Origin of the sequence: Nocardioides marinquilinus (genome assembly GCF_039543705.1) — a bacterium.
Lineage (GTDB): Bacteria > Actinomycetota > Actinomycetes > Propionibacteriales > Nocardioidaceae > Nocardioides > Nocardioides marinquilinus.
In genome coordinates this window covers 295,009-307,443 of the sequence record NZ_BAABKG010000001.1, presented here as the reverse complement: position 1 = coordinate 307,443, position 12,435 = coordinate 295,009, and the positions used below count along the sequence as shown (strand labels likewise).

Here is a 12,435-nt window from a genome sequence, read left to right as displayed (position 1 = left end):
TCATGTCAAGCCCGATGTGATGTCATGTGGCGTCAAGCCGACATCAGAGCGGCGTCAGAGGAGCGTCAGAGCGGCGTCAGGACGACGTCCGCCGGGCTCCGGTACGGCCGGAGGGGTGAATGCGGGGGTCGCGCCCGTCCCTAGATTGCAGAGGCTGTCCACCACCCCCCGAGAGGTCGCCGATGACCGCTGCGCCCGTTGTCCTCGCCTCCGAGACGATCATCGACGCCGCGTTCGTCGACTACCTGATCGTCGCGCTCTACTTCGCCTTCGTGCTCGGCATCGGGATCATGGCCCGGCGCCAGATCAGCGACTCCGTCGACTTCTTCCTCTCCGGGCGCTCGCTCCCGGCCTGGGTGACCGGCCTGGCCTTCGTCTCGGCCAACCTCGGCGCCGTCGAGATCATGGGCATGTCGGCCAACGGGGCGCAGTTCGGGCTGCCCGCCGTCCACTACTTCTGGGTCGGCGCCATCCCGGCCATGCTGTTCCTCGGCGTGGTGATGATGCCGTTCTACTACGGCTCGAAGGTGCGCTCGGTGCCGGAGTTCATGCTCCGGCGCTTCGGCAAGCCCGCCCACCTCGTCAACGCGTCGTCGTTCGCGGTCGCCCAGCTGCTCATCGCCGGCATCAACCTGTTCCTGCTCGGCTCGATCATCCGGGCCCTGCTCGGCTGGCCGCTGCTGGTAGCCCTGGTCGTGGCCGCGGTGATCGTGCTGGCCTACATCACCCTCGGCGGCCTCTCGGCGGCGATCTACAACGAGGTGCTGCAGTTCTTCGTCATCGTCGCCGCGCTGCTGCCGCTCACCCTGATCGGCCTGCACCAGGTCGGCGGCTGGAGCGGGCTGAAGGACAAGATCGCGCCCGGCGTCGACCCCGACACCGGTCAGACCGCCGCGACGGTGGGCGACCAGCTGTCGTCGTGGCCGGGCAACGCGCTGTCGGGCTTCAGCAACGACCTGCTCTCGGTGATCGGCATCGTCTTCGGCCTCGGCTTCGTGCTCTCGTTCGGCTACTGGACGACGAACTTCGTCGAGGTGCAGCGGGCCATGGCGTCGGACTCGATCAGCTCGGCCCGCAAGACCCCGATCATCGGCGCCTTCCCGAAGATGTTCGTCCCGTTCATCACCATCGTGCCCGGCATGATCGCCGCGGTCGTGGTGTCCGAGATCGCCACCGTCAAGGGCGGCGGCGAGGTGCCGGGCGGGTCGTCGGGCGAGGGCGTGAAGTACAACGACTCCCTGCTCTACCTGATGCGCGACGTGCTGCCCAACGGCCTGCTCGGCATCGCCATCGCCGGCCTCATGGCGGCCTTCATGGCCGGCATGGCGGCCAACATCTCGGCGTTCAACACCGTCTTCAGCGTCGACCTCTGGGAGCGCTACGTCGTCCCGGAGCGCGACGACGACTACTACGTGCGCATCGGCCGCTTCGCCACCGTCGGGGCCACCGTCATCGCCATCGGGACCGCCGGGCTGGCCTCGAACTTCCAGAACATCATGGACTACCTGCAGGTGCTGTTCGGGTTCTTCAACGCCCCGCTGTTCGCCACCTTCATCCTCGGCATGTTCTGGAAGCGGATGACGCCGACCGCCGGCTGGGTCGGCCTGGTCGCCGGCACCCTCTCAGCCGTGGCCGTCGCGTTCCTCAGCGAGGACGCCTTCGGGTCGTGGAGCTTCGGCGTGATCGGCATCGGCGGCCAGGGCGCGGCCTTCCTCGCCGCGGGCGTCGCGTTCGTCGTCGACATCGTGCTGAGCGTCGCGGTCTCGCTGGTCACCGAGCCGAAGCCGGCCTCCGAGCTGCGCGGCCTGGTCTACTCGGAGACACCGAAGGAGGACCTCCTCGACGAGAACGAGGCGTCCTACCCGTGGTGGCGCCGCACCCTTCCCCTGGCCGGCATCGCCCTGGTGCTGACCATCGCCCTCAACATCGCCTTCTGACCGGACGGAGCGAGCGACATGGCTGAGCAGCACACCGCGGGAGCCCTGGACATCCGCAACGTCATCGGCGCCCTGCTGGGCCTGTACGGCGTCATCCTCGTCGTCACGCGGATCGTCGCGGGCGACGAGGGCGGTGAGAAGTCGGACGGCGTCAACGCCAACCTCTGGGCCGGACTCGCCCTCCTGGTCGTCGGCGTCGGCTTCCTCGCCTGGGCGCGCCTGCGCCCCACCGTCGTCCCCGAGACCACCACCCGGCCCGAGGAGATGCAGCCCGACAACCCGGCGTGAGGGTGCGTGCCCGGCCGGTTCGGTCGGGTCGTGTCTGGGTTGCGGTCGGGGTGGCGGTGACCTGGTTACCGTTCCCGGCCCCGGTTCGGTCACTGGCTCACCGCTCCCCCGGGTCGAGCCTGGGCGGCGGTGACCTGGTTACCGTTCCCGGGCCCCGTTCGGTCACTGGCTCACCGCTCCCCCGAGCCGAGCCTGGACGGCGGTGACCTGGTGACCGTTCCCGGCCCCGGTTCGGTCACTGGCTCACCGCTCCCCCGGGTCGAGCCTGGGCGGCGGTGACCTGGTGACCGTTCCCGGGCCCCGTTCGGTCACTGGCCCACCGCTCCCCCGAGCCGAGCCTGGACGGCGGTGACCTGGTTACCGTTCCCGGCCCCGGTTCGGTCACTGGCTCACCGCTCCCCCGGGTCGAGCCTGGGCGGCGGTGACCTGGTGACCGTTCCCGGCCCCGGTTCGGTCACTAGCTCACCGCTCCCCCGGGTCGCGCCAGGGTGGCGGTGCACCAGCCACCGTTCGACGTCGCGAATGCGTGGCTCACGCACCGCCCACCGGGTCGGGCCCGGGCCGGCGGGTCAGAGGTCGAACAGTGAGCTGCTCTGGGTGATGTCGACGTCGGTGCGGGGCTGGTGGGAGGGGCCGTTGCTGGGCTCGAAGTTCCCCTCGTCGGGCTCCGGCGACGTCTGGGTCCCTTCGACAGGCTCAGGGTCCGTGGTCGGCTCGGGCTCGGGAGTCGGCTCGGCGTTCCCTTCGACAGGCTCAGGGTCCGTGGAGGCCTCGGGCTCGGGGTCCGTGGTCGGCTTGGGCTCGGGGTCCGTGGTCGCCTCGGGCTCAGGGTCGGCCGAGGTGCTGCTCCCGACGTTGTCGGGGGCGGCGATGTCGAACAGCGAGCCGCCGCCGCTGCCGAGCGCCGCGGTCGGGGCCGCCTCATCCGCAGCCGGCTCCGGAGCGGTGGCCGGCTCGGCCGCCGGCGCGGGCGTGGGCTCGGGCGCAGAGGCCGGCTCGGGCGCGGCGATGTCGAACAGCGACCCACCTCTGCCGAGGTCCGCGACCGGCGTGGGTGCGGGCGTCCCTTCGACAGGCTCAGGGTCCGTGGTGGTCTCGGGCTCGGGGTCCGTGGTGGTCTCGGGCTCCGTGGCCGCCTCGGGCTCGGGGGTTGCCGGGATGTCGAACAGCGACCCACCGCCACCGAGGTCGGCGGTCGGGGTCCCTTCGACAGGCTCAGGGTCCGTGGTGGGCTCCGTGCTCGCCTCGGGCTCAGGGTCCGTGGTGGGCTCGGGGTCCGCGGCGGGCTCGGGGGCGTCGTCCGACCCGAGGTCGAACAGCGACCCACCGGACTTCCCTTCGACAGGCTCGGGGTCCGCGGCGGGCTCGGGGGCGTCGTCCGACCCGAGGTCGAACAGCGACCCACCGGACGTCCCTCCGACAGGCTCAGGGTCCGCGGCGGGCCCGGGCTCCGTGGAGGAGGGGGCGGGGGCGTCGTCCCCACCCCCGAGGTCGAACAGCGAGCCACCGGACGACGCGGGCTGGGCCGCCTTCGCCTCCTCGGTCGCCGGCTTCTCGGGGTCGGTGGTGGCGGGCGGCTCGTCGACGGGGGTGTCGAAGAGCGAGGTGCCGCCGGACGCCTTGGCCGCGGGGCCGGCGTCCTCGGTGGCCACGACGGTGTCGTCGGTGATGGTGGCGTCGCCGGCCTCGGGCTCGGCCTTGGTGGCGACGTCGACGCCGCCGGCCGCGCCGTTCGACGCGGCGGCGGACTGACCGGGCGCCATCCGGGTGGCCTGCTCGCCCTTGACCGAGGCGAGGAGCATCTGCGCGACGTCGAGCACCTCGACCTCCTCGCGCGCCTCGCCCTCGGACTGCTTCATCGTCAGGCCGTCGCTGAGCATCACGCGGCAGAAGGGGCAGCCGACGGCGATCTGGTCGGCGCCGGTCTCGACGGCCTCGGTGGTGCGGTTCACGTTGATGCGCGAACCGATGTTCTCCTCCATCCACATGCGCGCGCCGCCGGCGCCGCAGCAGAAGGACCGCTCGCTGTTGCGCTCCATCTCGACGAACGACGCGCCGGGCAGCACCTGCAGCAGCTCGCGCGGCGGCGAGTAGACGCCGTTGTGGCGGCCGATGTAGCAGGGGTCGTGGTAGGTGATCGAGCGCTTGTGGGCGCCCGCGCCGTCGCTGACGGGGGTGAGCTTGCCCTCGCGCACCAGCCGGTTGAGCAGCTGGGTGTGGTGCACCACCTCGAGCTCGATGCCGAGCTCGCTGTACTCGTTCTTCAGCGTGTTGAAGCAGTGGGCGCAGGTGCTGACGACCTTCTTGGCCTTGGCCTCGGTGAGCACCTCGACGTTCTGCGCGGCCAGCCCCTGGAAGACGAACTCGTTGCCGGCGCGGCGCGCGGAGTCACCGGTGCAGGTCTCGCCGTTGCCGAGGACGCCGAAGCTCACACCGGCCAGGTCGAGCAGCTCGGCGACGGCGCGGGTGGTCTTCTTGGCGCGGTCCTCGTAGGCGCCGGCGCAGCCGACCCAGAACAGCCACTCGACCTCGTCGAGGCTCTCGATGTCCTCGCCGACGACCTTGACCTCGAACGGCAGGTCCTTGGCCCAGTCGAGGCGGGCCGTGGCCGACATGTTCCACGGGTTGCCCTTGTTCTCCATGCCCTTGAAGAGCTGGTTGAGCTCGGGCGGGAAGCTGTTCTCGACCAGCACCTGGTAGCGGCGCATGTCGACGATGTGGTCGACGTGCTCGATGTCGACCGGGCACTGCTCGACGCACGCGCCGCAGGTCACGCACGACCACAGCACGTCGGTGTCGATGACCGCGCCGCCGGTGGGCTCCCAGGCGTAGCCCTCGGTCTCGCCGACCAGCGGGCGCGCCGCCTCGGCCTTCGCGGCCTCGGGGACGCCGTTCGACCCCGACCCGTTCGCCAGCAGCGCCGGACCGGCCCCGAAGGCGTGGTCGCGCAGGTTGAGGATCAGCATCTTCGGCGAGAGCGGCTTCTCGGTGTTCCACGCCGGGCACTGCGACTGGCAGCGGCCGCACTCGGTGCAGGTCGCGAAGTCGAGCAGGCCCTTCCACGTGAAGTCCTCGACCGAGCCGACGCCGAGCTTGGCGTCCTCGTCGAGGTCGTCGAGGTCGTCGAGGGTCAGCGGCTTGCCGTCGGTCATCATCGGCTTGACCGCGCCCAGCGCCTTCGGCCGTCGCGAGAACAGCACGTTCAGCGGCGCCACGAAGATGTGCAGGTGCTTGGAGTTCACGACCTGCACGAGGAAGACGAGCATGACGCCGATGTGCAGCAGCAGGCCGACGGCCTCGAGCGTCTCGGACGCCGGCAGCACGTTGCCGAGCGCCTGCGAGACGTAGGCGCCGGTGTCGTAGGGCAGGTGCCCCTCGGCGGCCGCGGCGCCCCGGAAGAGGAACAGCGTCCAGATGACGTTGAAGATCATGAACAGCACGACCCACGCGCCACCGAGGTGGGAGTAGGAGAAGCGCGAGCGGCGTCCGAGCCGGGACGGCGCCTCGCGCAGCCGGATGGCGGCGAACATGCCGATGCCGACCAGGGCGAGCAGCGCGATGGTGTCCTGGGCGAAGCCCAGCACCTCCCACTGGCCGACGAGCGGGATGTGCCACTCCTCGTTGCGCGAGATGAGGATGCCGTAGGCCTCGAGGTAGACCGTGCCGAGGATGAGGAAGGCCCAGAACACGAAGGCGTGCGCGACGCCGGGCACCGACCACTTCAGCAGCTTGCGCTGCCCGAAGACCTCGACCACCTGCGTCATCACCGCGCGCCCGAGGCGGCCGGTGACGCCGGCGACGCGGTCGGGCGCGGGCTGGCCGCTGCTGATGAGGCGGAACAGGTACCAGACCCGGCGGCCGGCCAAGGCCAGCGCCACCACCGTGCCCAGCAGTCCGACGATCACGACCCACAGCGCCATCTCGTACTCCACCTCCGCGCTCGATGCGCGTCGAGCCTAGGGGTGCCCGCCGCTGCGGGGCGTCACCCGACGCGTGCGGCGAATCTACCCGTAGGTAACTTCGGTGCGGGCCTCAGGTACGTACCGCGGTCACCCGGCCGCCTCGGGTGAAGGCGATCGTCACCATCACGCGGTCGCGGCTCTGCGTGCGCGCGCACACGCCGTAGGTGGTGCCGAGGCGCTGGAACGGCTGGCCCACCCGGCGCATCACCTGCTCGGTGGTCAGGCCCGGCCGCACCAGGCGCCGCACCTGGGCGACCGTGCGCCGCAGCCCGGGGTTGCGGCACGAGTCGGGCGCGATGCCCTCGGCGCGCTCCCACATCTGCAGGTAGGCCTCGGGCCCGCGGGTCATGTCGGCGAAGATAGCCCGCCCGGCGCCGCGCTGCCGGGCGCCCGCGACCTTGGTGAGGTCCTGGATCCAGTCGGGGTAGAGGCCGTACTGCGCGACGCCGTCCTTGTTGATGTCGTAGACCCGCTGCCCGGCCCGCTGCCGCTTGATCGTGACGCCGTTGATGCCCCTGAAGGGGTAGGTCACCTTGTTGCGGACGTCGGCGCCGCGCGGGTCGCCCTGGGCGCCCAGGCCGTTGATGTCGGCACCGAAGCCGATGCCCCAGTAGTAGCGCGGGTCGGCCCAGCCGACGTGGCGACGCCACTTGTCGACGAAGCCGGTGGAGTCGCCGGCGTACGGCGTCACGAACCCGCCGGAGCGGTAGATGCGCGGGTAGGTGTCGGGCGTCGACCAGGAGTGGCTCGACAGGACGCCGGGGTAGTCGAGCCGCTCGACGACGTCCATGGCCGAGCGCCGGGCCTTGACGCTGAGGTGGTCGGGGTCGAAGAGCATGTCGCGGCGGGCGAGCTCGCGCACGGTGTGCTCGCCGAGCGAGGTGAGCCCGCGGGCGTTGCAGTGGTTGGGCGGCGGGTAGAGCGGCACCGCCGGCAGCAGCCCGCCGAACAGGGTGCCGATGGCCCCGAAGATCGCGTCCTGGCCGGGCACCGCGTTCGGCGCCGCGAACTGCGTGCGGTCGGAGTTCTCGGTGGTGGCGGGCGTGCAGGTGCGCATGTCCCAGAAGCTGCCGGTCTGGAGGAAGTTGGCCGCGTTGACCGCGACCCCCGTGGTGCCCTCGTCGCCGGCGACGCCGCCGAGCGCGTTGTCGAACTTGTTGACCAGCTCCATCTGGCGGACGCCGATGCGGTGCATCTGCCCGATCTGGCGAGTGATGTCGGCCCGGGTGCACTCGGGGACGTCGCCCCCGGGCAGCGCCTTGAAGGTGCAGCCGAACGGCACGCTGGTCTCGATGCCCATGACCACCGCGAGCTTGCCCTGGTTGATGACCCGGCGGGCCTCGAACGGGTTGCGCACGATGCGGTAGAAGCCCTTGCCCGGCCCGCCGAACTGCGCGTCGACGTAGTTCTGGAACCGGTACATGTCCTTGGCCTGCAGCCGGATCGAGTCCATGTCGTCGCAGCTGTTGCGCTTGAGCGGGTAGATCTCGCACAGCTTGTTGTTCTCGACCAGCAGGTTGACGAACAGCCGCTCGCCGCCGCGCCAGGCCCGCTCCATCCAGCGGTAGTAGGTGCCCTCGTGGGTCAGCGAGTTCGGCGCCGGCCAGTCGCGGAACGTCGGCCAGCCGACCGGGTCGTGCCCGAGCTCACCGGAGAGGAACGACTCGAGGACGGCGCCCTGCCCCCCGGTGAGCGTGTGGTCGGGACAGTCGACCAGCGCGTACTCGACGCCGAAGGGGTGCCAGGGCCGGCCGCAGTGCACCGAGCCGCCGAGGAACTCGAAGGCCATGCCGTGCGTGTGCGCGTCGACGAACCCGCGCACCTCCTGGAACGAGCTGACGCCCGCGTGCGGCGCGCCGACGACGTCGACCTGGGCCTCGGGGTAGCGCACGCACGGGCCGCGCTGGCGCAGGGCGAACCGGGTGGGCGCACCCGCCAGCACCAGCCGCCCGTCACGCAGCGCGAGCGACCGGCCGCCGGCGGTGCGGAGGACGAAGCGACCCTCGCGCCGGGTCACGGTCCACACCGTCGACCGGCTCGGGCGCTCGTCGAGCCCGAGGCCCTGGCCCGCGGCCCGGCCGGCGACGAACCGTCGTCCCTCGACGTAGAGCAGGTAGCGACCGAGCTGGGTGGCCTGGAAGCGCACCCGCACCGCACGGCCGGCGTCGCGCGCCGGGCGGACGGTGTCGCCGGCGAGGGCGAGCACCGACCCGGACGGCGCGGTGAGCGTGTAGCAGCCGCCCGCCATCGCGTAGCGCGTCTGCGGGACGGCGGTGCGGGTCGGTCGCGCCGGCACGGTGGTCAGCCGCGGGTCGGGCAGGCGGCGCTGCCGGGCCACGTAGGCCGCGCTGCGCCGGGCCTGTCGGGCCGTGGTGGGGTCGCGCGTCAACGCTCCGGTCTCACCGCTGCGGGCCAGCGCGTTCTTGAAGCGCGGGTCGTGGGTGTGGGCGGGCGTGCCGGGCGGGTCGGTGTGCGGGATGCCGGCCGCGGCCTTGCTCTGCTCGTTCGTCTCGCGCAGCGAGGCGGTGCGCTCGCCGGCGGACGTGGGCAGCGCCAGGGCGACGACGACCACCAGCAGGGCCGTGGAGAGGGCGCCGGCGAGCCGGCGGTGGAGGCGGACGGTCTCGCTCACGGGCACTCCCATGCTGTGACGTGTGCTGTGACGGTGGTGCGATGGTGCCGTGTACCGTGCCGCCGCGCGTGTGACCTGCGACACGATGCCTGCGACACACTAGGACGGATGACCGACAGCCGCCGCCCCCTCGACGAGGCGGTCTCGATCGCGCGCGGTCTCGCGCTCGCCCGCCACCCCGACGCGCGCGCCGCCTGGCTCGGTGGCTCGACGGCGTCCGGGACGACGACGCCGACGTCCGACCTCGACGTCACGGTGCTGCTGGACGCCGCCCGCGCGGGCCCGGGCTCGGTGTACCGCGAGTCGCTCCACCACGACGGCCGGCCGGTCGAGCTGTTCGTGCACGTCGACGCCTCGGTGCGCCACTACGTCGCGAAGGACACGTGGCGACGGCGTCCGACCATGGCGCGGCTGGTGGGCGAGGGCGTGCGGCTGCTCGGCGGGGGCGCGGACGTCGAGGCGCTCGAGCAGCACTGCCGCGCCGTGCTGGACGCCGGCCCGCCCGACCTCGACGCCGCCGCGCTCGAGGCCCGCCGCTACGCGCTCACCGACCAGCTCGACGACCTCGCGGGCGGAGGCCCCGGGGTCGAGGTCGCGGCCACCGCCGTCGCCGCCTGGACCGCGGCGCTCGAGCTGCTGCTGGTCGTGCACGGCCGCTGGTGGGGCAGCGGCAAGTGGCTGGCGCGCGAGGCGGTCGCCCTGGACGCCGACCTCGGCACCGATCACACGGCGTCGTTGCACCGGGCGCTCGCCGAGGCGACGGCCCCCGGGCACCCCAACGCCCGCCGCCTGATCGGGGAGTGCGACGACATCCTCGGTCTGGTCGGCGGGCGCCGGTGGGGGGGTTACCGCGCGACGGGCGAGCCGCCTGCAGCAACGTCTGGAGGTTAGCGCCGCTTGCCGACTCCCGGTCGGATGGCCAGCTCGGCCACGCCGAGGTCGACCACGGCACCGGTGCCGTCGAGCAGGGTGATCCTCAGCGCGGAGACCTTGAGCCCGTTGCGCACCTTGGTGCGCACGCGGTCCTCGATGCGCACCAGGCCGGGGATCTCGAGCGGCTTGTTCTTCGGGATGGCGCGCACCTGGCCGTCGACGACGATCTTGCCGACCGTGGTGCCCTTGATGTCGCTCGTGACGCCCTTGCTGGTGCGACGGACGTTGACCTGGCCGACGATGGCGCCGATGGCGACCCGGCCGTCACCGAGGGTGACGCGGGCGACGCGGCCCCGCTCGAGGCCCTGGACGGCGGTCGACGTTCGCTGGGTGCGCTGCGAGGTCGAGACCCCGGAGACGACGAGCTGGTCGAGGTCGAGCCTGGCGATGTCCTTGCCCTGGGTCTTGCCGCCGGTGCCCTGGCACGGCATCAGCGAGAGCGGCAGTCGGCCGACCTTGGTGTTGTCGTCGAGGGCACGGGCCACGACGCCGGCGGAGTAGCCCTTGAAGACGCCGCGCCCGACGCCCCCGGTGATGGCCGCCTGGGTGTGGGCCACCCGGGCGCGGGTGCCCAGCGGCAGCACGCGGATGTCGATGGCGTTGGCGGCGGCCTCGGCGCCGTCCTTGGTGACCTTGCGGGTCGAGGAGCCGATGGAGATCGTGGCCAGGCCCGGGATCTCGATGGGCTGGTCGGGCGTGGGGATCGGCACGACCTGGGCCGGGGCACCGACCGGCTTCACGACGATCTTGCCGATCGAGGTCTCGGTGGTGGCCTTGAACGTGCCGGCCTGGTTGAAGGCCCGGCTGACCGAGTTGATGCCGCGGATCTCGAGGCTGCCGAGCGGGGTGTCGGCGAGCACGAGCTTGGCGATCGAGTGGGTCGAGTACGACGAGACGGTCCTGCCGCTCTTGACCGACCACACGCGGGTCGTGACGCCCTCGGCGCGACCGAGCCCGGGGATGCGCTGGTTGGCGACGAAGTTGCGACGGCTCTGCCCGACCAGGTTGGTGCAACCCATGACCTGGAAGGCGGTGTCGTCGGAGTTGAGCGGCAACTGGCCTCCGCTGGCGCGGGTGCCGAAGGCGGCCGCCGAGACCGCGAACGGCACCCGGACCATGGCCGGGGAGCGCTCGCTGGTGACGGTGCTGAATTTGCTGGACGTGGTGGACGTGGTGCCGGCCGTGCTGGCCGAGACCGGGACGGGTGCTGCCGCCTGACCGGCGCAGAGCGCACCGATGGCCAGGACGGCGGGGACGAGCATGCGACGCATGGGACGTACCTCCAACAGACAGGTGGGCCCGAGCGCCCGTGGGGGGAATGTTGTGGCAAGTTGCCTTTGAGACCAGTCAACGAGGCGAGTGCCCCGAAGTCCCGTCGATGAACCTGGGCGTCCAACTATTCACCCCTAAGGACGACCCCCACCTCGCATCTGCGGCCGGTACCGAGACAAGCACCCGCAGATGCGGCAACATGCGTGACGTGTCCACCTACTTCGTCACCGAGGCGGCCGGACTGCTGGGCGTCAGCGACGACACGGTCCGCCGCTGGATCGAGGCCGGCCGTCTGCCCGCCCACCGCGGCCCCGGCCGGACGACGATCGCGGGCGTCGACCTCGCGCGCCTGGCGCAGTCGCTCGCCGAGGACCCCGACCGCGCGGCCCGCGCCGGGCACGTCAGCGCCCGCAACCGGCTCGTCGGCATCGTCACCTCGGTGCGCAAGGACGGCGTCATGGCGCAGGTCGACCTGGTCTGCGGCCCGTTCCGCATGGTCTCGCTGCTGAGCGCCGAGGCCGTCGACGAGCTGGGCCTCGAGCCCGGCTCACGGGCCGTCGCCACGGTGAAGGCCACCAACGTCGTCGTCGAGACCCCCTGAACCCCCTGACCCCCCTGACCGGAGAGGCACGACCATGTACCGCACCCTGCTCGCCCTGCCGATCGCCGTCCTGCTCTCGGCGGGCCTGGCCGCCTGCGGCGGGGACGACGGGGGTGGCGACGACGGCGACCAGACCGTGACGGTCTACGCCGCGGCGTCGCTCACGAAGGCCTTCGAGCAGTTGAAGGACGACTTCGAGGCCGACCACGAGGGCGTCACGGTCGACCTCGAGCTCGGCGGCTCCTCCGACCTCGTCACGCAGCTGGTCGAGGGGGCCGACGGCGACGTGTTCGCCTCGGCCGACGAGGCCAACATGACCAAGCTGACCGACGCCGACCTGCAGGCCGACGACCCGCAGCTGTTCGCCAGCAACACCCTCGAGATCGCCGTCCCGCCCGACAACCCGGCCGGCGTCCAGTCGTTCGAGGACCTCGCCGGCCCCGACGTCGACCTGGTGGTCTGCGCGCCCGAGGTGCCCTGCGGCGCCGCCACCCAGAGCATGGCCGAGCTCGTCGGGGTGACGCTCGACCCGGTCAGCGAGGCCGACTCGGTCACCGACGTCATCGGCCAGGTCGTCGCCGGCCAGGCCGACGCCGGGGTCGTCTACCGCACCGACGTGATCGCGGCGGGTGACGACGTCACGGGGGTCGAGTTCCCGCAGGCGCAGGAGGTCGTGAACCGCTACCCCATCGTCGCCCTCGACGACGCCGCCGACCCCGAGCTGGCCCAGGAGTTCGTCGACCTCGTGCTGAGCGAGGAGGGCCAGCAGGTGCTGGCCGACGCCGGCTTCGGCGCCCCGTAACGTTCGCC

The 12,435-nt window shown here is 72.1% G+C and carries 8 protein-coding genes; 5 read left to right on the top strand and 3 right to left on the bottom strand.

Going from position 1 to position 12,435, the window contains the following annotated elements; all coding sequences use genetic code 11:
• The first annotated feature begins 182 nt into the window (after positions 1–182).
• Both ABEA04_RS01455 and ABEA04_RS01450 read left to right on the top strand, forming a co-directional pair.
• Positions 183–1,937 carry a sodium:solute symporter family protein gene (locus ABEA04_RS01455; RefSeq protein WP_345453706.1) on the top strand — a complete coding sequence of 585 codons (1,755 nt, stop codon included), beginning with the start codon at positions 183–185 and terminating at the stop codon, positions 1,935–1,937.
• A 45-nt stretch (positions 1,938–1,982) separates the two neighbouring features.
• Positions 1,983–2,225 (top strand): hypothetical protein, encoded by a 243-nt coding sequence (locus ABEA04_RS01450; protein ID WP_345455603.1) that lies wholly within the window; start codon positions 1,983–1,985, stop codon positions 2,223–2,225.
• A 569-nt stretch (positions 2,226–2,794) separates the two neighbouring features.
• On the opposite strand, the gene ABEA04_RS01445 is transcribed toward ABEA04_RS01450, so the two are convergent.
• Positions 2,795–6,157 (bottom strand): heterodisulfide reductase-related iron-sulfur binding cluster, encoded by a 3,363-nt coding sequence (locus ABEA04_RS01445; protein ID WP_345453703.1) that lies wholly within the window; start codon positions 6,155–6,157, stop codon positions 2,795–2,797.
• A 100-nt stretch (positions 6,158–6,257) separates the two neighbouring features.
• A complete protein-coding gene (locus ABEA04_RS01440; protein WP_345453700.1) occupies positions 6,258–8,819 on the bottom strand; it encodes a hypothetical protein in 2,562 nt (853 codons plus the stop codon).
• Between the two features lie 108 nt (positions 8,820–8,927).
• On the opposite strand from ABEA04_RS01440, the gene ABEA04_RS01435 reads away from it, so the two are divergent.
• Positions 8,928–9,710, top strand: a complete 783-nt coding sequence (locus tag ABEA04_RS01435; protein ID WP_345453697.1) for a nucleotidyltransferase domain-containing protein — start codon at positions 8,928–8,930, stop codon at positions 9,708–9,710.
• Here the strand turns inward: ABEA04_RS01435 and ABEA04_RS01430 are convergent.
• Positions 9,707–11,023: a choice-of-anchor P family protein gene (locus ABEA04_RS01430; protein WP_345453694.1), complete on the bottom strand. Its 1,317-nt coding sequence runs from the start codon at positions 11,021–11,023 to the stop codon at positions 9,707–9,709. The two genes, ABEA04_RS01435 and ABEA04_RS01430, sit on opposite strands and share 4 nt — an antisense overlap.
• Before the next feature lie 200 nt (positions 11,024–11,223).
• Here ABEA04_RS01430 and ABEA04_RS01425 point away from each other — a divergent pair, with 200 nt between their 5' ends.
• A complete protein-coding gene (locus ABEA04_RS01425) occupies positions 11,224–11,625 on the top strand; it encodes a TOBE domain-containing protein (protein ID WP_425576976.1) in 402 nt (133 codons plus the stop codon).
• Between the two features lie 34 nt (positions 11,626–11,659).
• Positions 11,660–12,427 carry a molybdate ABC transporter substrate-binding protein gene (gene modA / locus ABEA04_RS01420; RefSeq protein WP_345453691.1) on the top strand — a complete coding sequence of 256 codons (768 nt, stop codon included), beginning with the start codon at positions 11,660–11,662 and terminating at the stop codon, positions 12,425–12,427.
• Positions 12,428–12,435: the final 8 nt, after the last annotated feature.